Here is a 19,693-nt window from a genome sequence, read left to right as displayed (position 1 = left end):
CAGTTATCGCGAGCAGGCTCACTCCTACAAGGGGAAGCATTTCCAACGTAAATTTTCTCTCGTAATGGATGTCCCCATGAGTTCTGTTGCTGTGTTCAGCAAGGCCTCGCCGTTCGATGCATTGCAGCGCTGGCTCCCCAAACTGGTGCTGGCGCCCAGCATGTTCATCGTGTTGGTGGGGTTCTATGGCTATATCCTGTGGACCTTCGTCCTGTCGTTCACCACGTCGACCTTCCTGCCGACTTACAAGTGGGCAGGCCTGGCGCAATACCAACGGCTGTTCGACAACGATCGCTGGTGGGTAGCGAGCAAGAACCTGGCGCTTTTCGGCGGCATGTTCATCGGTATCACCCTGGTGATCGGTGTGCTGCTGGCGGTGTTCCTTGACCAGCGCATTCGTCGCGAAGGTTTCATTCGCACCATTTACCTGTACCCGATGGCGCTCTCGATGATCGTCACCGGTACGGCCTGGAAATGGCTGCTCAACCCGGGCATGGGCCTGGACAAATTGCTGCGCGACTGGGGCTGGGAAGGCTTTCGCCTGGACTGGCTGATCGATCCGGATCGCGTCGTGTATTGCCTGGTGATCGCAGCGGTCTGGCAAGCCTCGGGCTTTATCATGGCGATGTTCCTCGCCGGTCTGCGAGGCGTTGATCAATCGATCATCCGTGCCGCCCAGATCGATGGCGCGAGCATGCCGCGCATTTACCTGAAAGTGGTGTTGCCGAGCCTGCGCCCGGTGTTCTTCAGCGCAGTGATGATCCTGGCCCACATCGCGATCAAGAGTTTCGACCTGGTGGCGGCAATGACGGCCGGTGGCCCGGGTTATTCGTCCGACCTGCCTGCGATGTTCATGTATTCCTTCACCTTCAGTCGCGGCCAGATGGGCATGGGCTCGGCCAGTGCGATTCTGATGCTCGGTGCGATTCTCGCAATCATCGTGCCTTACCTGTACTCCGAGCTGAGGACCAAGCGTCATGACTAGTTTCGCTGCCAAACCTTCCATCAGCCTGAGTCGTATCGCGATCTATGGCGTCCTGATCCTTGCCGTATTTCTGTACCTGATACCGCTGGTGGTCATGCTGTTGACCAGTTTCAAGACACCCGAAGACATCAACTCCGGCAACCTGCTGAGCTGGCCGACCGTGGTCAGCGGCATTGGCTGGGTCAAGGCCTGGGGCACCGTTGACGGGTATTTCTGGAACTCGATCAAGATCACCGTTCCGGCGGTGCTGATCTCCACCGCCATCGGCGCGTTGAACGGCTATGTACTGTCGATGTGGCGCTTTCGCGGCTCGCAATTGTTCTTCGGCCTGCTGCTGTTCGGTTGCTTCCTGCCGTTCCAGACCGTGCTGCTGCCGGCCTCGTTCACCCTCGGCAAGATGGGCCTGGCCAGCACGACCACGGGCCTGGTGTTCGTGCACGTGGTGTATGGCCTGGCGTTTACCACGCTGTTCTTCCGCAACTACTACGTCAGCGTGCCCGATGCGCTGGTGAAGGCGGCGCGGCTCGATGGCGCGGGCTTCTTCACCATCTTCCGCTTGATCATCCTGCCGATGTCCACCCCGATCATCATGGTCTGCCTGATCTGGCAGTTCACCCAGATCTGGAACGACTTCCTGTTCGGCGTGGTGTTTTCCAGCGGTGACTCGCAACCCATTACGGTGGCGTTGAACAACTTGGTCAATACCAGTACCGGGGCCAAGGAATACAACGTTGATATGGCGGCGGCGATGATCGCCGGGCTGCCGACCCTGCTGGTCTATGTGGTCGCAGGCAAGTATTTCGTGCGCGGGCTGACGGCCGGCGCAGTCAAGGGGTAATCATGGCAACGCTCGAACTTCGCAATGTAAACAAGACCTATGGCCCTGGCCTGCCGGACACCCTCAAGAACATCGAACTGTCGATCAAGGACGGTGAGTTCCTGATCCTGGTCGGACCTTCGGGTTGCGGCAAATCGACCCTGATGAATTGCATCGCCGGCCTGGAAACCATCACTGGCGGCGCGATCATGATCGGTGATCAGGATGTCAGCGGCATGAGCCCCAAAGACCGCGACATCGCCATGGTGTTCCAGTCCTACGCGCTGTACCCGACCATGAGCGTGCGCGAGAACATCGCCTTTGGCTTGAAGATCCGCAAAATGCCCGCCGCCGACATCGAAGCGGAAGTGGCGCGGGTGTCCAAGCTGCTGCAGATCGAACACTTGCTCAACCGTAAACCGGGCCAGCTCTCCGGTGGTCAGCAACAACGCGTGGCGATGGGCCGTGCCTTGGCGCGTCGGCCAAAGATCTATCTGTTCGACGAACCGCTGTCCAACCTCGACGCCAAGCTGCGCGTCGAGATGCGTACCGAAATGAAACTGATGCACCAGCGCCTGAAAACCACCACGGTCTACGTGACCCACGACCAGATCGAAGCGATGACCCTGGGCGACAAAGTGGCGGTGATGAAGGACGGGATCATTCAGCAGTTCGGCACGCCAAAAGACATCTACAACAACCCGGCCAATCTGTTCGTGGCGAGCTTCATCGGTTCGCCGCCGATGAACTTCATCCCGCTGCGTTTGCAGCGCAAGGACGGTCGTCTGCTGGCGTTGCTCGACAGCGGCCAGGCACGTTGCGAATTGCCGCTGGGCATGCAGGACGCCGGGCTCGAAGACCGCGAAGTGATCCTCGGCATGCGCCCGGAACAAATCGTGCTGGCAGGCAGCGAGCCCAATGGTTTGCCGACCATTCGCGCCGAAGTCCAGGTCACCGAGCCAACCGGTCCCGACACCCTGGTGTTCGTCAATCTCAATGAAACCAAAGTCTGCTGCCGTCTGGCGCCGGACGTTGCACCGGCCGTGGGCGAGACCCTGACGTTGCAATTCGATCCATCGAAAGTGCTGTTGTTCGATGCCAAGACGGGTGAGCGCCTGGGGGTGGCCGGTCAACCAAAAGCCGAGAGCCACAGCGCCAACGTCGCTCAGTTCAAAGGCCGCTAGAGATCAATTGTAGGAGTGAGCCTGCTCGCGATTGCGAACTTTCATTCAACATTGATGTTGACTGACACACCGCTATCGCGAGCAGGCTCACTCCTACAGGGGGATATGCGCAGAGCGGCCTGTCGCTCTGCGCAAAAGATGTAACCGCGTTAAATAAAAACAGTTAATAACAATAAAACGAGGATGTAGGGATGAAGAAGAAGAACAACGCTCAGCTTATCTGCCAATTGTCAGCTGTTGCGGCAATGATGATGGTCGGTAGTGTGCATGCGGCTGACGCGTTCAGCGCCGATTCCAAGTGGATGACCGGTGATTGGGGTGGAGAGCGGACCAAGCTGCTTGAGCAGGGTATCGACATCAAGGCCGACTACGTCGGTGAAGTCGGCGGCAACCTGCATGGCGGCTACAACGACGACAAGACTGCCCGTTACGCTGACCAGTTTGGTCTGGGCGTGGCGCTGGACCTGCAAAAGCTGTGGGGTTGGGATAACACCCAGGCCAAGATCCAATTCACCAACCGTAACGGTCAGAACATCTCCAATGACCGCGTCGGTGACCCGCGTGCCGGGACCTTGAGTTCCTCTCAGGAAGTCTACGGCCGTGGTCATATGGTCCGTCTGACCCAGCTGTGGGTTCAACACCAGTTCCTCGACGGCAAACTCGACGTCAAAGCCGGTTACTTCGGCGAAGGCGAAGACTTCAACACCTTCCCGTGCGAGTTCCAGAACCTGGCGTTCTGCGGTTCCCAGGTGGGCAACTGGGCCACCAACATCTGGTACAACTGGCCAATCAGCCAGGCGGCGTTGCGCGTGAAATACAACATCACGCCTGAGTTGTATGCGCAGATCGGTGCCTACAACCAGAACCCGACGCAGCTGGAACACGGCAACGGCTTCAAGCTCAGCGGCAGCGGCACCCAGGGCACCGTGTTGCCAGTGGAATTGGTCTGGTCGCCGAAGGTCAACGGCCTGCCGGGCGAATACCGTGTGGGTTACTACAAGAGCACGGCTGACGCCAATGACGTTCTCAAAGACTCCAACGGCAATGACGCAGCGACCACCGGTAACAGCTACCGCGTTCACGACAGCAAGCACGGCTACTGGGGCGTCGTGCAGCAGCAACTCACCACCCACAATGGCGATGCTTCCCGTGGTCTGAACGTTGCGGCGAACGCCACGTTCCACGACAAGGACACCAACGTCGTCGACAACTACCAGTCGCTGATGTTCGTGTACAAGGGCCCATTTGACGCACGTCCAAAAGACGACGTCGGGATCGGTTTTGCCCGTATCCATGTCAACGATGACGTGAAGAAAAACGCTGAGCTGGTCAACGCCAGCAACGGTGTTTCCGACTACAACGATCCGTTGTTCTCGCCGCTGCGTAGCACCGAGTACAACTACGAAATCAACTACGGCTTCCACGTGACCAACTGGCTGACCGTGCGTCCCAACCTGCAATACGTCACTCACCCAGGTGGTGTAGACGAAGTCGACAACGCCCTGGTAGCAGGTCTGAAAATTCAGTCGGTGTTCTAACGTTGTTGCGATAAGCTCCTCTCTATGTGCGCATTTTTGCGGACAGCCTTGGCTGTCCGCTTTTTTTTGGGGGCCGCGTACGCCCTGGTGACAGATGTTTTTCGGGACCGTGGCACATGCATGAGCATCCGCTACAACGCTTCTTCAAATCGTTGCGCGAACGACCGGTGTTTGCGTGGGAGCGCTATCAGAAGCGCGACGTGCTGGTGATCGACCATCCGCTGTGTCAGGCGGTGTTCAGTCGACAGGGCGCGCAGTTGCTGCACTTCCAGCCCACAGGCCAGAAACCCTGGCTCTGGTGCGCGGCGAAGTGGCCGCAGGTTGGTGCCATTCGTGGTGGCGTGCCGGTGTGCTGGCCGTGGTATGGCCGTCATCCAAGCGAAAACGCCTGGCCCTCCCATGGCTGGGCACGGTTGATAGACTGGAAGCTGCTCGACAGCCGCCATGACGACGATGGCGTGCACCTGCATTGGCAACTTCAGTTATGTGACTGGCAAGTGGATTTGCACGCACACCTTGGCGAGCGAATGGATTTACGCCTGAGCACCGAGCATCAGGACAGTTTGCCGTGCCAATTGAGTCAGGCGTTGCACGCTTACTGGCGTATTGGCGACGTGGGTGAGGTAGCGCTGTCTGGGCTCGATGGCGCGCAGGGATACGATCAGTTGAACCGCCAGGTTTGCCAGCAGGAAGGTGAATTGCGGGTCGAGGGTGGCTGTCAGCGGGTGTTCCAGCATGACGGCGAATTGCACATCAAGGACCATGCCTGGCAGCGCGAGTTATGCATCGACACCGGCGATCACGCGGACACGGTGGTTTGGCACCCGGGTACGCGGCCGTTGCTGGGGGTGAGCTGGAACGAGATTTCCGAGTTTGTGTGCGTTGAAGCTGCGAGTGGCGGGACCGATAGCCTCAGCCTGGCGCCGGGGCAGAGGGCGCATTTGAGTTTGCAGGCGAGGGTAGGGGTCTGATGATCATTCCCACGCTCTGCGTGGGAATGCCTCAAGGGACGCTCCGCGTCCAGTGACGCGGAGCGTCACGGGCTGCATTCCCACGCAGAGCGTGGGAACGATCGGCGTGGGCTTAGTTGAACTCATCCCCAATCGGATACCGGCTGGCATTCAGGCTCTCTTTGATCTTGCGCAAATGCGGCTGGAAATCCACGCCTCGGCGCAAGGTCATGCCGGTCGCCAGGACATCCAGCACCGTCAGCTGAATGATCCTCGAGGTCATTGGCATATAGATGTCAGTGTCTTCGGGCAATGGAATGTTCAGGCTCAACGTACTGGCCTTGGCCAATGGCGAACCTTCGGCGGTCAACCCCAGCACCGAGGCGCCGTTCTCCCGGGCGATACGCGCCACTTCCACCAGTTCGCGGGTGCGGCCGGTGTAGGAGATGATCACGAACAACTCGCCGGTGTGTGCCACCGACGCAATCATGCGCTGCATGAGCACGTCGGCATGGGCGGTGACGGCCAGGTTGAAGCGGAAGAACTTGTGCTGCGCATCCAGCGCCACCGGGGCCGAGGCGCCGAGGCCGAAGAAGTGGATCTGCCGGGCCTGGATCAACAGGTCGACGGCGCGGCTGATCAGGTTCGGGTCCAACGCCTGCAACGCACTGTCGAGCGAAGCGATGGCGCTGCCGAAAATCTTCTTGGTGTACGCTTCGGGATTGTCATCGGCCTCGACCGCGCGGCTGACATACGCTGCGCCACTGGCCAGGCTCTGGGCCAATTGAAGCTTGAGCTCCGGGTAGCCGCTGACGCCGAACGAACGGCAGAAGCGGTTGACCGTCGGCTCGCTGACCTTTGAGGCCTGGGCGAGGGCGGCGATGCTGAACCGGGTGGCTTGCTCTGGGTTGAGCAGGATCACTTCGGCGACTTTGCGTTCTGCCTTGTTCAGGTCTTCAAGGCGATTCTGGATCTGTTCCAGTAAATTTCGCACGCGGTCCATAGATGTTTCCTTAGCTCCGCAAACATGAGAGCAATGCAAATAAGAGCCCTGGCTATGCAAATTGGGACTTTGATCGGGCCCGTAACGGTGGCCTATCCTACTGATGGCTCAGACCGACCACCACTCGGAATCTGTATTTTGCGAAAATGTTGTGGTTATTACTACATTTTCCCTTGAGTGATGCCTTGAAAAAAGGTATTTGTAGCTTAACTTGATAAAAGAACAAACATCATGCCTTCGATTACGGTTGAACCGTGCACCTTTGCCTTGTTCGGCGCCCTCGGCGATCTGGCCCTGCGCAAGCTGTTTCCTGCCCTTTATCAACTCGATGGCGCAGGCCTGTTGCACGAGGATACGCGCGTTATCGCGCTGGCCCGTGAGCCTGGCAGCGAGCAGGAGCACCTGGCGTTCATCGCCTCGGAGCTGCGCCGTTACGTCGGTGCCAAAGAGCTGGACGAAGCTGTGGTCGAACGCTTCCTGGCCCGTTTGAGCTACCTGCATGTGGATTTCCTCAAGGCCGACGATTACGTCGCCCTGGCTGAAATGGCTGGCAGCGCTCAGCGCGTGATTGCCTACTTCGCCACCCCGGCAGCTGTTTACGGCGCAATCTGCGAGAACCTGTCGAAGGTCGGCCTGGCCGAAAACACCCGTGTGGTGCTGGAAAAACCGATCGGTTCGGACCTGGAATCCTCGCGCAAGGTCAACGATGCCGTGGCGCAGTTCTTCCCGGAGAATCGTACCTATCGCATCGACCACTACCTGGGCAAAGAGACCGTCCAGAACCTGATCGCCCTGCGGTTCGCCAACAGCCTGTTCGAAACCCAGTGGAACCAGAACTACATCTCCCACGTGGAAATCACCGTGGCCGAGAAAGTCGGGATCGAAGGCCGTTGGGGCTATTTCGACAAGGCCGGCCAGCTGCGGGACATGATCCAGAACCACTTGCTCCAGCTGCTGTGCCTGATCGCCATGGACCCGCCGGCCGACCTGTCCGCCGACAGTATCCGTGACGAGAAAGTCAAAGTGCTCAAGGCGCTGGCGCCGATCAGTCCGGAAGGCCTGACCACGCAGGTGGTGCGCGGCCAGTACATCGCCGGCTACAGCGAAGGCAAACCGGTGCCGGGTTACCTGGAAGAACCGAATTCGAACACCCAGAGCGACACCGAAACCTTCGTCGCCCTGCGAGCTGATATCCGCAACTGGCGTTGGGCCGGCGTGCCGTTCTACCTGCGTACCGGCAAGCGCATGCCGCAGAAACTGTCGCAGATCGTCATCCACTTCAAGGAACCGTCGCACTACATCTTCGCCCCCGAGCAGCGCCTGCAAATCAGCAACAAGCTGATTATCCGCCTGCAACCGGACGAAGGCATTTCCTTGCGCGTGATGACCAAAGAACAAGGCCTGGACAAGGGCATGCAGCTGCGTAGCGGTCCGTTGCAGCTGAATTTTTCCGACACCTGGCGTAGCGCGCGGATTCCCGATGCCTACGAACGGTTATTGCTGGAAGTGATGCGCGGCAATCAGAACCTGTTTGTCCGTAAAGATGAAATTGAAGCCGCGTGGAAGTGGTGTGACCAGTTGATCGCCGGGTGGAAAAAATCCGGTGATGCGCCCAAGCCGTATGCGGCCGGGTCCTGGGGACCGATGAGCTCCATTGCACTGATCACGCGGGACGGGAGGTCGTGGTATGGCGATATCTAATTTGAAACTGCCTCAGGGCGTCAGCGCCCATGAGTTCAAGAGCCCGGTGCTGTTGGCTGAAGGCCTGGCGCTGAATGTGGCCAAGCAACTGAGCGAGGCAATCGATGCGCGCGGCACGGCGACCCTGGTGGTTTCCGGCGGTCGCAGCCCGGTGGCGTTCTTCCAGCACCTGGCCAAGCAAACGCTGGACTGGTCCAAGGTCGTCGTGACCCTGGCCGATGAGCGTTGGGTGCCGGTCGAGCACACCGACAGCAATGCCGGTCTGCTCAAGCGCTATCTGCTGCAAGGCCCGGCGGCCAAGGCGCAGTTTCTGAGCCTGTACAGCGCCACCGCCAACCTTGAGCTGGCGGCCGAGCAGGCTGATCGTTTGCTCGCCGAATTGCCCCCGATCGACGTGCTGATCCTCGGCATGGGCGATGACGGTCACACCGCGTCGCTGTTCCCGAACAGCCCGAACCTGGCCGATGCCTTGCAAGTCGACGGCACGCGTCGTTGCTACCCAATGCTGGCGCCTACCGTGCCGCATCAGCGCCTGACCATGAGTCGTGCGCTATTGGCCTCGGCCAAGACCACTGTTCTATCTATTTCCGGTCAGTCGAAGCTGACCACCCTGAGTGCCGCATTGGCCGGTGACGATGTCGCCGCCATGCCGATTCGCGCGTTTCTGCAACCTACGTTAGAGATTTACTGGTGCCCATGAGCCAAGGAACAGCCGCTATGAAAAACACATCCCCGACCGTTTCCATGGCGGACAAAGTTGCCCTGATCGACAGCCTCTGCGCCAAGGCGCGGATTCTGCCGGTGATCACCATCGCTCGCGAACAGGATGTCCTGCCTTTGGCCGACGCCCTGGCCGCCGGTGGCCTGACGGCCCTGGAAGTGACCCTGCGTTCGCAGTTCGGCCTCAAGGCCATCCAGATACTGCGCGAGCAGCGTCCGGAACTGGTGACCGGTGCCGGTACGGTGCTGGATCGCAGCATGCTCGCTGCTGCCGAAGCGGCGGGTTCGCAATTCATCGTTACGCCGGGCATCACCCGTGACCTGCTTGAAGCCAGTGTCGCCAGTCCGATTCCGCTGTTGCCAGGCATCAGCAATGCCTCCGGCATCATGGAAGGCTATGGCCTGGGTTATCGCCGCTTCAAGCTGTTCCCGGCGGAAGTCAGCGGTGGCGTCGCGGCCATCAAGGCGCTCGGCGGCCCGTTCGGCGAAGTGAAATTCTGCCCGACTGGCGGCGTCAGCCCGGCCAACATCAAGAGCTACATGGCGTTGAAAAACGTGATGTGCGTGGGCGGTAGCTGGATGCTTGATCCGGAGTGGATCAAGAACGGCGACTGGGCCCGCATTCAGGAATGCACCGCCGAGGCCCTGGCGCTGCTGGACTGATCGGCTTTTACCAAACACCTCGTTGTGTGTTCTACGGCTTTACGGTGCGCTTGGTCGGTGCACCGTTTTTTTTTGCCCGCAAAAAAAACGTGTGGGAGCGTGGCTTGCCCGCGATGAACGATGACGCGGTATGTCTGTCGGACCGCGGTGTCTGAATCGCGGGCAAGCCACGCTCCCACAGGGGACATCAGGCGATACATAGTTACCGCCTCACGCCCTTCAGTCAGCGTTAACCTGCGTTCATCTTATGGAAGAGAGAACGTTCATGGACGACAACACTTCAGTTGCACCTTCACACCCGGTCTACCTGCTGTCTCCCGAGCAGATCGCCGGTCCGTATTTTCGCAATCCCCAATTGATCAGGCGCAACATCAGCGAAAGCGCCGATGGCATTCCGTTGGTGCTTCGATTGGCAATTGTCGATGCCATGACGGGTCAGCCGGTGACCGGGGCCTTGGTCGATATCTGGCATTGCAACTCGCGTGGGGCATATTCGGGCTGGAGCAAGATCAATCCGGACAAGGAAGTCGACGACGGGGACATCGGCTCGATCCTGCGCACTGACGACGACACCTACCTGCGTGGCGGGCAATTCACTGACAAGAAAGGCATCGTGCGTTTTACCTCGATCTATCCGGGGTTCTACGCCGGCCGAGCCGTGCATATTCATGTCGCCGTTCGAATAACCTCCGGCAACAATTTCCTGCAAGAACGGCACGTCGCCTGGGTCGGTCAGCTCTACTTTCCCGAGGTCGCCTCACGCTCGGTGCTCAACGCCCGCGAGTACAGCGGTCGATCCGCTTCACCGCTGACCAACGATCAAGACTTTCACTATCAACACCAGGGCGGCGAGGCGTCGACGTTGACCGTTCACACCCTCGGTCGGGACTCGAACGAGGATGGCTACTTCGGCCACATGACCATCGGCATCGACACGTTCGCCGCCTCGACACACATCAGGCCGGAGGACTTCGACAAGTACACGGTATGACGTCAGCGCAGTTCGCTCAGCGCCCGCGCCAGTAAATTCATGTCGGCAGCGGTGTTGGTGAGCCCCGGCGTAATGCGGATGCACGGCCCGCTCGCGGCCCCGGTGCGGACAACGGTGAACAGGTTGTAGTCGCTAAGCAGGCGCTCGACCATCGCCTGTTGATCGGTATGGCGGGTAAACCGCATCGAGGTGATCGCGCAATACAGGCGTGGGTCGTCCGGGGTCATGACATCGATTCCCGGCAACGACCGGACCGCATTGACCCACAGGTTGCGCAGGTGGTTGAGCCGTGCACTCTTGGCCGCGGCGCCGCCCATGGCCAGGTGTTCCTCGAACACCAGTGGCAGGGTCAGCAGCGCCGGGATGTTCGGCGTGCTGTAGGGCGTGCGGGCGCGAATATCGGTGACCGGGAAATGCATCTCGCCCATGTCCGGATCAATGTCGGTCAGGCGTTCCCGGGCGATGTAGATAAATCCCAGCGTCAGGGGCGCGCCAATCCATTTGTGCAGGTTGAAGCCGGCGAACGAAATGCCCAGTTCATCCAGATTGAATTCAAGCTGGCCCAGGGCGTGCGCACCGTCGAGGATCACGTCGATGCCCCGTTCCTTGGCGGCAGCGGCGATGGCCTGAACGGGCATGACCAGTCCGGTACGGTGAGTGACGTGGGTCAGGGCCATCAATTTGAGCTTTGGATAGCGCTCGAAAGCGTCGCGATAAGTGGCCAGCAAGCTGTCGAAACTGGCGGGGTGCTGGTGGTCGATTTCGATCACTTCCACGCCACGGTGCCTGGCCAGCCAGCGCATTGCACCTTTGACCGTGTCGTATTCCAGATCGCAGATCAGCACCTGATCGCCCGGCTGCAGGCGGTTGTAGTTGCGGATCAATGACTGCAAGCCGTCCGAGGCGTTGCGGGTGAGGGCAACGGTGTCGGCGGGAACCCCTAGCAACCCGGCAAGCTGTGCGAGGATCTGCAGGCTTTCGCCTTGTTCGAAACGCTGACGCACGTGCACCGAGTTGCTGCGGTTGATCAGCTCGATGTTGCGTTGGTATTCCTCGACCACCGTGCGCGACATACGCCCGAAGTAGCCGTTTTCCAGGTTGATGGGCCCGGGCTCGACCGCATAGCGGTCGGCAAAGGTCTTCCAGAATTGTTCATCACGGGCGCGGCGGGTGTTATCGGGCATGTGCTATTCGGTCCGGTTTTATACGATCAGTCAGTGGCGCGGGGCAGGTTTACCGTGTTTGGCGCGCAACGGTTCGAGCAGTTCAGCCAGTCCGTTGTGATCAATTTCCTGCATCAGGGCCAGCAAGCCGCCGAGTTCGCCATGGGGGAAACCCTCCCGGGCGAACCAGTTCAGGTATTGGCCGGGAAGGTCGGCAATGATCCGGCCCTTGTACTTGCCGAAGGGCATTTCACGGGTGATCAGCAGTTCGAGTTTCTCTGGGTTCATCATCTGTCGTCTGGATTCATTTCAAGCGGGAAAATACAGGCATTCTGCATGCAGGCCAATTGACAGATCATGCAAAAAAAGCGGATACAGATTTTGTCATTAAATATAACTGTTTGAAAAATAAGGAGTAAATCTTCAATTCGAAGCTGGCATGCAGGGTGCAATAGCTATTACATCTTTCATCAACCCGTGAGGAATTGAAAATGACCGACATTAATAAAGAAGCGATCTCTGTACTCAACGACCTGATCGAAACCAGCAAAGACGGTCAGGAAGGGTTCAAGACATGCGCTGAAGATATCAAGCACCCTGAACTCAAAACCCTGTTCGTGCAACGCTCGGCTGATTGCGCAACTGCAGCGGCGGAGCTGCAAAGCGCCGTGCGTTCGATGGGTGGCGATCCGGAAACTTCCACCAGCGTCAGCGGCGACTTGCACCGTCGTTGGGTCGACGTGAAAGCGATGTTCACCGGCAAGGATGAAGAGGCCGTGTTGAACGAAGCCGAACGCGGTGAAGACCATGCGCTGAAGGCTTACAAAGAAGCCATGGAAAAAATCAACAAATACAACCTGGTGGGCATTCGTGACCTGGTTGAACGTCAGTATCACGGCGTGCAACGCAATCATGATCAGGTAAAAGCCCTGCGCAACCAGGCGCGCGCACGCTCGTAAGCGTTCGTAACCTGTCAAAAACGCCAGCCAGTCTGGCGTTTTTTTGTGCCTAGGAATTAGTGCTGGACGGGTGATAGATAGCTAGCTAATAATTTGTTTTTCAAGTGTATGAGTCATGGCTCAGCTGAACCGACTATCGTTAAATCGTCCTTCCAAGAGTGCTTTACGTGCCTATCACTTTGCAGGCTTTGTTTGCGCCTGACCGCCGCGCCCTTCAATTCGCTATCAAAACCCTGCTCGGCGGTGGTCTGGCGCTGTGGCTGGCGTTGCGGTGGGGCCTGGAGCAACCAGCCTGGGCGCTGATGACGGCGTTTATCGTCGCCCAGCCATTGTCCGGGATGGTGGTGCAAAAGGGACTGGCGCGACTGTTGGGAACGCTGATCGGGACGATCATGTCGGTGGTGTTCATGAGCGTATTTGCTCAGACGCCGTGGCTTTTCCTGCTGGCATTGGCGTTGTGGCTCGGGCTGTGTACGGCGAGTTCGACGTTGTTGCGCAGTGCCTGGTCCTATTCCTTTGTGCTGGCCGGTTACACGGTGGCAATCATCGCGCTGCCGGCAATCGCGCATCCGCTGACGGTGTTCGACCAGGCGGTGGCACGCTGCACGGAAATCTGTCTGGGAATCCTTTGTGCTACGGCAGCCAGCGCGCTGCTCTGGCCGATGCGTGTCGAACGGCAACTGGCGGATCAGGCGCGGGCGGCGTGGCAGAGCGGGATGAATGCGGCGCGTGCGACCTTGGCCGGCGACGCTCAGGCACGCAAAGGCCTGCTGGAAATTCTCGGGCGCATTGTCGCCGTCGATGCCCAGCGCGAACATGCCTGGTTTGAAGGTGGCCTGGGTCGACAACGCGCCCGGGCGATCAGTGGATTGAGTCAAAAGCTGTTGATGCTGCTGCGCATCGCCCGTTCGGTGCGCCGGCAATGGAAGCAACTGGACGCGCCCGAAGCGCAGCAGCTGCAGCCGTGGATGACCGAGGTTCAGGATGCGCTGAACGGTGCCGACACTGCGACGCTGCAAGCGTTGCGGCCAAGGTTGCTCGACGCCTGCCATGACCCGCAGATCAGCTCCGCGCAGAGCTATTGCCTGGCCCGATTCACCTTGCTGCTCGACACCGCCATGGCCGCGACGACGGCATTGAGGGCGGTGGAGGAGGGTCGTGAAACGGTCGATCCGCCGCGCACCCTGACGCCACATCGCGACCTGTCATTGGCATTGGTTTTCGGTGCGCGCAGTGCCTTGGCATTCCTAGTGGTCTCGAGTTTCTGGCTCGCCACCGCCTGGCCCGCGGCGGCGGGTGCGCTGGTGCTGACCTGCGTGGTGTGCAGCCTGTTTGCCAGTCGTGAGAATGGCGCGCAGATCGGCATGAGCTTCATGCGCGGGATTTTTCTGGCGATACCGGCGGCGTTTTTCGTCGGGCAGATTCTGCTGCCGCAATGGAGCGGGTTTGCGTTGCTCTGCCTGGGCATGGGCGTGCCGTTGTTTCTCGGTGCGCTGGGCATGGCCAAGCCACAGATTGGCGCCACGGCCACCTCGTTCTGCTTGCACTTCATCGTCCTGGTGTCGCCGCTGAACGCGATGAAATTCGACGTCGCCACTTTCTTCAACAGCGCCCAGGCGATGGTGGTCGGTGTCGGCGCGGCGGTGCTGGCGTTTCATTTGCTGATCCTGCGTAACCCGGCGTGGCACGGCCGCCGTTTGTTGGCGGCGACGCTCGACGATCTGGTCCGGCTGACCCGGCGCAATCTGCGCGGTGCCGAAAGCTGGTTCGGCGGACGCATGGCCGATCGCTTGCTGCAACTGGCACGGCATTATCCGGAGTTGCCGGAACCGGCGCGCAGTCGCTGGGACGATGGTCTGCTTGGCCTGGACATCGGCGATGAATTGCTCCATCTGCGCTTGAGCCTGGCCGTTGCGCAGGTGCCGGTCAGCGCGCCTGAGCAGCGTTATCTCGAGCGTCTGGAAAAAGTCCTGGCACAAGGCCCTGCTGGCGACTGCGCGGATGCGCTGGAACAACCCAGCGAAGAGTTTTTGAAGACGTTGTACGCGTTGCCGCCCAGCGACGCGGTGAAACTGGCACAGGGCGCGGTGCTGCAATTGCAAAGCAGTTGGCGCGCCTGGTGCCGACAACAGGAGCAAAGCCATGGGCTTGCGTGAGTGGTCGGTGGGCGGAGTGCTGCTCAGTCCGTTTCTGATTTATGTGTTGCTGGCGCTGCTCGTCACCGGGGCTTTGCGCATGCTGTTGCGCCTGACCCCGGTGGGCCGCTGGATCTGGCACGAAGCGCTATTCGATTGCGCCTTGTACGTCTGTGTATTGACCTTGATCACCGTCGTCCTCGGACCTTTATAAGGAGTTGAACATGCGTACCCCCGTACGTGTCGCGGTAACCCTGTGCCTGGTGGCGGTGGCGATATTCGCCGGTTTCCATTTGTGGCAGTACTACATGCTCACGCCCTGGACCCGGGATGCGCGGATCCGCGCCGACGTGGTAGTCATCGCCCCGGATGTGTCGGGATGGGTGCGTGAACTCAAGGCGTTCGATAACCAGCAGGTCAAGGCCGGTGATCTGTTGTTGAGCATTGATCGCGACCGTTTCGAAGCGGCGTTGGAGAAAGCCCAAGCGGTGGTGCAAACGCGCCAGCAGCAGCTCAATTTGCGCGAGCGCGAAGCCAGCCGTCGCGCCAGCCTGGGACCGCAAGCGATCAGTGCCGAGTTGCGCGAGAACGCCCAGATCAATGCCGGCATCGCCCGTGGCGAACTGCGCGAGGCTCAGGCGGAGGCCAAAGTCGCCGAACTCAATCTTGCCCGCAGCCAGGTCCATGCGCCGCGCAATGGGCACATCACAAACTTGCGTCTGGCTGAAGGCAATTACGTGAATGCCGGGCAATCGGTGATGGCCTTGATCGATGATTCGACCTTTTATGTGCAGGCATATTTCGAAGAAACCAAGCTGCCACGGATTCGTGTCGGCGATCCGGTGAAGGTCTGGTTGATGAGCGCGGGGGAGGCGCTGGACGGGCATGTTGAAAGCATCAGTCGCGGGATCACCGACCGCAACACCACGCCGGACGGGCAGTTGTTGGCGGAGGTGGAGCCGACGTTTAACTGGGTGCGGCTGGCGCAGCGGATTCCGGTGCGGATCAAGATCGACAACCTGCCGCCGGAGATGAATTTGAGTTCAGGCATGACGGCGAGCGTGCAGGTGCAGGAAGGGCCTTGAGATCAAAAGATCGCAGCCTCGTTTTACTCGACAGCTCCTACAGGTATACGCCAAACCCTGTAGGAGCTGTCGAGTGAAACGAGGCTGCGATCTTTTGAGGGTAATCAGCCGATGCTGATGGCCGGCAAGGTCGGCAAGGTCACGGTCTGCTGTTTGCGCGGCGCCAGGATCTCAGCCTCGCCATCGACGACCAGTTCGTCACGCTGGTTAAACACACGAGTGGCAATCCGCACGCGGAATTTCGGCATTTTTTCCAGGATTTCCAGACGCACCGTCAAGGTGTCGCCGATCTTCACCGGCTTCTGAAAGCTCATCTGCTGGCCGATGTAAATCGTCCCCGGCCCAGGCAATTCACAGGCAACGGCGGCACTGATCAACGCGCCACTGAACATGCCGTGAGCGATGCGCTCCTTGAACATGGTGCCAGCGGCGAATTCGGCGTCCAGGTGAACTGGATTGTGATCGCCGGACATGGCGGCGAACAACTGAATGTCGCGCTCTTCGACCGTCTTGCTATAGCTGGCGGTCTGGCCGACTTCGAGGGCTTCGTAAGGGGTGTTGGTAACCTGGGTCATCTGTTTCAATTCCTGTCACGAATAAATAAATTCACAAAAAAACTATTCCGATCTGGGCGGCCGGCGGTGGCTCAGCGTCTGCGCAATCCAGTTCAACACGTCGTTGATCACTTCATCGCGGTTGCTCTCGTTGAACAGTTCGTGCCTGGCCTGAGGGTAAATAGTCAGTTGCAGGTTGCGGCTGCCAGCCTCGCGAAGTGCGTGGGCCAGGTCTTTCAGACGTTTGCCTTCGCTGACTGGATCACATTCACCGCCAATCACCAGCAACGGCAGGCCCGGATCAATCTGCGCGAGATTGGACGCTTTGCTGATTTGCTGCAAGCCGCCGAGCAAATCGATCCACAGTTGATTGGTGCAGCGAAAGCCGCAAAGCGGGTCATTGGCGTACAAGTCGACCTGCGCCGGATCGCGGCTGAGCCAGTCGAACTGCGTGCGCGCCGGTTTGAATTTCTTGTTGAACGAGCCGAACGAAAGCCACTCGATCAGCGCGCTGCGACCCTTCGGGCCTTGGCGCAAACGTTCGAGCCGGGCAATCTGGCGGGCCGCGCGATACAGCGCCACCGGTTGGAAATTCGAGCCGCTGAGCACCGCGCCATGCAGGCTGGCGCTGTGGTGCAGCAAATAAGCCTGGGCGATGTAGCTGCCCATGCTGTGACCAAGCAGCACGATCGGCACGCCGGGGTGCTGCTGGCCGATGTGCTGGTTGAGACTGGCCAGGTCGCCGACGACTTTGCACCAGCCATCGTCATCGGCGAAATGGCCGAGCGTCCCGTTTTCGGCAGTTTTGCCATGTCCGCGCAGGTCCGGCGCGTAGACGCCATAACCCTGTTCGCAGAATTTTTCCGCCAGACGGGCATAGCGTCCGCTGTGCTCGGCCATGCCATGCGCCAACAGAATCACTGCTTTCAGCGGCGCGGCGGGCAGCCACTGGTTGACGAAGAGGCGGCTGCGGTCACTCGCGGTCAGCCAGAAAGTGTCGTGGATCATGGCGATTCCTTTGCATGGGACTGCATGGCATGGGCGTCGCTGCATTGTATAGCGCATCCCGCGCTTGCCGTCTGATCAGGCCACGCCACGGCTGGAAGATTCACATGATCAATGACGGTGCCTGTCGTATTTGCCTGATTCGCCATAGCTGCTAGTGTCCGTGGAGCTCCGCCTTTCGCTTTTTGTTTTTTGAACAGAGACAGAAACGCGGCCCCGGATAGGTTCAGGTAAAGAGGACAAGAACAATGCAACCTGATTTCTGGAATGACAAACGCCCGGCCGGCGTGCCCCTGGATATTGACCTTGGGGCCTACAAGTCGGTGCTTGAGGTGTTCGAGCGTTCCTGCAAGAAATTCGCTGATCGTCCCGCGTTCAGCAGCATGGGCGTGACCCTGACCTACGCCGAACTGGAACGCCACAGCCTGGCGTTCGCCGGCTACCTGCAAGCCCACACCGACCTGGTGCCGGGGGATCGCATTGCGGTGCAGATGCCCAACGTCCTGCATTACCCGATTGCCGTGTTCGGCGCCTTGCGCGCCGGGCTGATCGTGGTCAACACCAACCCGCTGTACACCGCGCGGGAGATGCGCCATCAATTCAAGGACTCCGGTGCCCGGGCGCTGGTGTACCTGAACGTGTTCGGGAAGAAGGTCGAGGAAGTGCTGCCCGACACCGACATCCAGTACCTGATCGAAGCGAAGATGGGCGACCTGATGCCCGGCGCCAAGGGCTGGCTGGTCAATACGATGGTGAGCAAGGTCAAGAAGATGGTCCCGGCGTATTCGTTGCCGCAGGCGATTTCTTTCAAGAGCGCGTTGCGTCTGGGCCGGGGCCTGGGCATCAAGCCGCTGAAAGTCGGCCTCGACGACATCGCCGTGCTGCAATACACCGGCGGCACCACGGGCCTGGCCAAGGGCGCGATGCTGAGCCACGGCAACCTGGTCGCGAACATGCAGCAGGCTCGGGCTTGTCTGGGGCAGTTCGGCACCGACGGTCAGCCGCTGCTGCGCGAAGGGCAGGAAGTGATGATCGCGCCGCTGCCGCTGTACCACATCTATGCGTTCACGGCGAACTGCATGTGCATGATGGTCACCGGCAACCATAACGTGCTGATCACCAATCCGCGGGACATCGGCGCCTTCATCAAGGAGCTGAAGAACTGGCGGTTCTCGGCGCTGCTGGGGCTCAACACGCTGTTCGTTGCGCTGATGGACCATCCGGACTTCAAGACCCTGGATTTCTCCAGCCTCAAACTCACCAACTCCGGCGGCACCGCACTGGTCAAGGCCACCGCCGAGCGCTGGGAAAAACTCACCGGTTGCCGCATCACCGAGGGTTACGGCCTGACCGAAACCTCGCCGGTGGCGTGCACCAACCCGTATGGCGACAAGTCGCGGATCGGCACGGTCGGCCTGCCAGTACCGGGCACCACGCTCAAAGTGATCAACGATGAAGGCGTCGAGCAGGCCTTGGGCGAGCGCGGCGAGCTGTGCATCAAAGGCCCGCAGGTCATGAAGGGTTACTGGAACAAGCCCGAAGCCACCGCCGAAGTGCTGGATGCCGAGGGCTGGTTCAAGTCCGGTGATATTGCGGTGATCGACCCGGACGGATTCGTGCGCATCGTCGATCGCAAGAAAGACATGATCATCGTCTCGGGTTTCAACGTGTACCCCAACGAGATCGAAGACGTGGTCATGGCTCACCCGAAGGTCGCCAACTGCGCGGTGATCGGCGTGCCGGACGAGCGTTCGGGGGAGGCGGTGAAGTTGTTTGTGGTGGCCCGCGAGTCGGGGGTCAGCCTCGAAGAGCTGAAGGCCTACTGCAAGGAAAACTTCACGGCGTACAAAGTGCCCAAGCACATTGTCTTGCGTGAGTCGTTGCCGATGACGCCGGTGGGCAAGATTCTGCGGCGGGAGTTGCGCGATATCGCCTGATCGATGAATGGCCGCGCTTCGCGCAAATCGCGGGCAAGCCCGCTCCCACAGGATCAGCAGTGAACCTTGTGGGAGCGGGCTTGCCCGCGATGCTTTTAGGGACTAAAGCCCCATTTTACGGGACTTTCAAGGCGCTATAGAATTTTTGCTCTAAAATGACCGCTTGCCATTCTTGAGTCACTAAAGTGACTGTAGGGGCCGCTTTTGGCTCTAGTCGACCCTTGGCAAAGCTGCTACTCTCGGCGCGCTTTGTGACTTCTCGGCCTCGTAAAAAGCCAGACTCACCAACAAAAGACACTATAA

Annotated in this window: 19 protein-coding genes; 14 read left to right on the top strand and 5 right to left on the bottom strand. The window is 59.6% G+C overall.

The window, feature by feature from the left end:
* Positions 1–76: 76 nt before the first annotated feature.
* From HNR03_RS09980 to HNR03_RS09960, 5 genes are all read left to right on the top strand, one after another.
* Positions 77–985: a carbohydrate ABC transporter permease gene (locus tag HNR03_RS09980; protein ID WP_090187348.1), complete on the top strand. Its 909-nt coding sequence runs from the start codon at positions 77–79 to the stop codon at positions 983–985.
* On the top strand, positions 978–1,823 hold the full coding sequence (locus tag HNR03_RS09975; protein ID WP_090187346.1) for a carbohydrate ABC transporter permease: 846 nt from the start codon (positions 978–980) through the stop codon (positions 1,821–1,823). Before HNR03_RS09980 ends, HNR03_RS09975 begins: the two co-directional genes overlap by 8 nt.
* A 2-nt stretch (positions 1,824–1,825) precedes the next feature.
* Positions 1,826–2,986 (top strand): ABC transporter ATP-binding protein, encoded by a 1,161-nt coding sequence (locus HNR03_RS09970; protein WP_259153123.1) that lies wholly within the window; start codon positions 1,826–1,828, stop codon positions 2,984–2,986.
* 191 nt (positions 2,987–3,177) lie between these two features.
* Positions 3,178–4,524 (top strand): carbohydrate porin, encoded by a 1,347-nt coding sequence (locus HNR03_RS09965; RefSeq protein WP_222588145.1) that lies wholly within the window; start codon positions 3,178–3,180, stop codon positions 4,522–4,524.
* A gap of 116 nt (positions 4,525–4,640) precedes the next feature.
* Complete coding sequence (locus HNR03_RS09960; RefSeq protein ID WP_259153116.1) at positions 4,641–5,495, top strand: D-hexose-6-phosphate mutarotase; 855 nt, start codon at positions 4,641–4,643, stop codon at positions 5,493–5,495.
* A gap of 112 nt (positions 5,496–5,607) precedes the next feature.
* Here the strand turns inward: HNR03_RS09960 and HNR03_RS09955 are convergent, their stop codons facing one another.
* Positions 5,608–6,468, bottom strand: coding sequence for a MurR/RpiR family transcriptional regulator (locus HNR03_RS09955; protein WP_173667542.1), 861 nt, complete (start codon positions 6,466–6,468; stop codon positions 5,608–5,610).
* Between the two features lie 240 nt (positions 6,469–6,708).
* On the opposite strand from HNR03_RS09955, the gene zwf reads away from it, so the two are divergent.
* From zwf to HNR03_RS09935, 4 genes are all read left to right on the top strand, one after another.
* A complete protein-coding gene (gene zwf, locus HNR03_RS09950; RefSeq protein WP_222588143.1) occupies positions 6,709–8,178 on the top strand; it encodes a glucose-6-phosphate dehydrogenase in 1,470 nt (489 codons plus the stop codon).
* Positions 8,165–8,878: a 6-phosphogluconolactonase gene (pgl, locus tag HNR03_RS09945; RefSeq protein WP_259153112.1), complete on the top strand. Its 714-nt coding sequence runs from the start codon at positions 8,165–8,167 to the stop codon at positions 8,876–8,878. The genes zwf and pgl overlap by 14 nt, the downstream gene beginning before the upstream one ends.
* Before the next feature lie 17 nt (positions 8,879–8,895).
* The gene (locus HNR03_RS09940; RefSeq protein WP_222588141.1) at positions 8,896–9,561 is read left to right on the top strand and encodes a bifunctional 4-hydroxy-2-oxoglutarate aldolase/2-dehydro-3-deoxy-phosphogluconate aldolase; all 666 of its coding nucleotides are present in this window, start codon (positions 8,896–8,898) and stop codon (positions 9,559–9,561) included.
* A 265-nt stretch (positions 9,562–9,826) separates the two neighbouring features.
* Entirely contained in the window at positions 9,827–10,552 is a 726-nt protein-coding gene (locus tag HNR03_RS09935; protein ID WP_259153104.1) for an intradiol ring-cleavage dioxygenase, read from the top strand.
* A 2-nt stretch (positions 10,553–10,554) separates the two neighbouring features.
* Here HNR03_RS09935 and HNR03_RS09930 read toward each other — a convergent pair whose 3' ends face one another.
* Positions 10,555–11,736: an aminotransferase class V-fold PLP-dependent enzyme gene (locus HNR03_RS09930; RefSeq protein ID WP_259153100.1), complete on the bottom strand. Its 1,182-nt coding sequence runs from the start codon at positions 11,734–11,736 to the stop codon at positions 10,555–10,557.
* Positions 11,737–11,766: 30 nt separating this feature from the next.
* On the bottom strand, positions 11,767–12,003 hold the full coding sequence (locus HNR03_RS09925) for a DUF3820 family protein (RefSeq protein ID WP_090188871.1): 237 nt from the start codon (positions 12,001–12,003) through the stop codon (positions 11,767–11,769).
* A gap of 203 nt (positions 12,004–12,206) precedes the next feature.
* Here HNR03_RS09925 and HNR03_RS09920 point away from each other — a divergent pair, with 203 nt between their 5' ends.
* From HNR03_RS09920 to HNR03_RS09905, 4 genes are all read left to right on the top strand, one after another.
* Entirely contained in the window at positions 12,207–12,674 is a 468-nt protein-coding gene (locus HNR03_RS09920; RefSeq protein WP_259153099.1) for a PA2169 family four-helix-bundle protein, read from the top strand.
* 167 nt (positions 12,675–12,841) lie between these two features.
* Positions 12,842–14,830, top strand: a complete 1,989-nt coding sequence (locus tag HNR03_RS09915; RefSeq protein WP_259153098.1) for an FUSC family protein — start codon at positions 12,842–12,844, stop codon at positions 14,828–14,830.
* On the top strand, positions 14,817–15,023 hold the full coding sequence (locus HNR03_RS09910; protein WP_008151119.1) for a DUF1656 domain-containing protein: 207 nt from the start codon (positions 14,817–14,819) through the stop codon (positions 15,021–15,023). The genes HNR03_RS09915 and HNR03_RS09910 overlap by 14 nt, the downstream gene beginning before the upstream one ends.
* A 10-nt stretch (positions 15,024–15,033) precedes the next feature.
* On the top strand, positions 15,034–15,894 hold the full coding sequence (locus tag HNR03_RS09905) for an HlyD family secretion protein (protein ID WP_259153093.1): 861 nt from the start codon (positions 15,034–15,036) through the stop codon (positions 15,892–15,894).
* 104 nt (positions 15,895–15,998) lie between these two features.
* On the opposite strand, the gene HNR03_RS09900 is transcribed toward HNR03_RS09905, so the two are convergent.
* Together HNR03_RS09900 and HNR03_RS09895 are read right to left on the bottom strand one after the other, a co-directional pair.
* Complete coding sequence (locus HNR03_RS09900; protein ID WP_208669565.1) at positions 15,999–16,469, bottom strand: MaoC family dehydratase; 471 nt, start codon at positions 16,467–16,469, stop codon at positions 15,999–16,001.
* A 42-nt stretch (positions 16,470–16,511) separates the two neighbouring features.
* The gene (locus tag HNR03_RS09895; protein ID WP_259153092.1) at positions 16,512–17,456 is read right to left on the bottom strand and encodes an alpha/beta hydrolase; all 945 of its coding nucleotides are present in this window, start codon (positions 17,454–17,456) and stop codon (positions 16,512–16,514) included.
* A gap of 245 nt (positions 17,457–17,701) precedes the next feature.
* Between HNR03_RS09895 and fadD2 the strand changes: the two genes are divergently transcribed.
* Entirely contained in the window at positions 17,702–19,390 is a 1,689-nt protein-coding gene (gene fadD2 / locus HNR03_RS09890) for a long-chain-fatty-acid--CoA ligase FadD2 (RefSeq protein WP_259153087.1), read from the top strand.
* Positions 19,391–19,693 lie beyond the last annotated feature (303 nt).

This window comes from Pseudomonas sp. JAI111 (assembly GCF_024809425.1).
Classification (GTDB): Bacteria; Pseudomonadota; Gammaproteobacteria; order Pseudomonadales; family Pseudomonadaceae; genus Aquipseudomonas.
The sequence above is the reverse complement of the archived record's forward strand: the minus strand, read 5'-3'. Positions and strand labels throughout refer to the sequence as shown.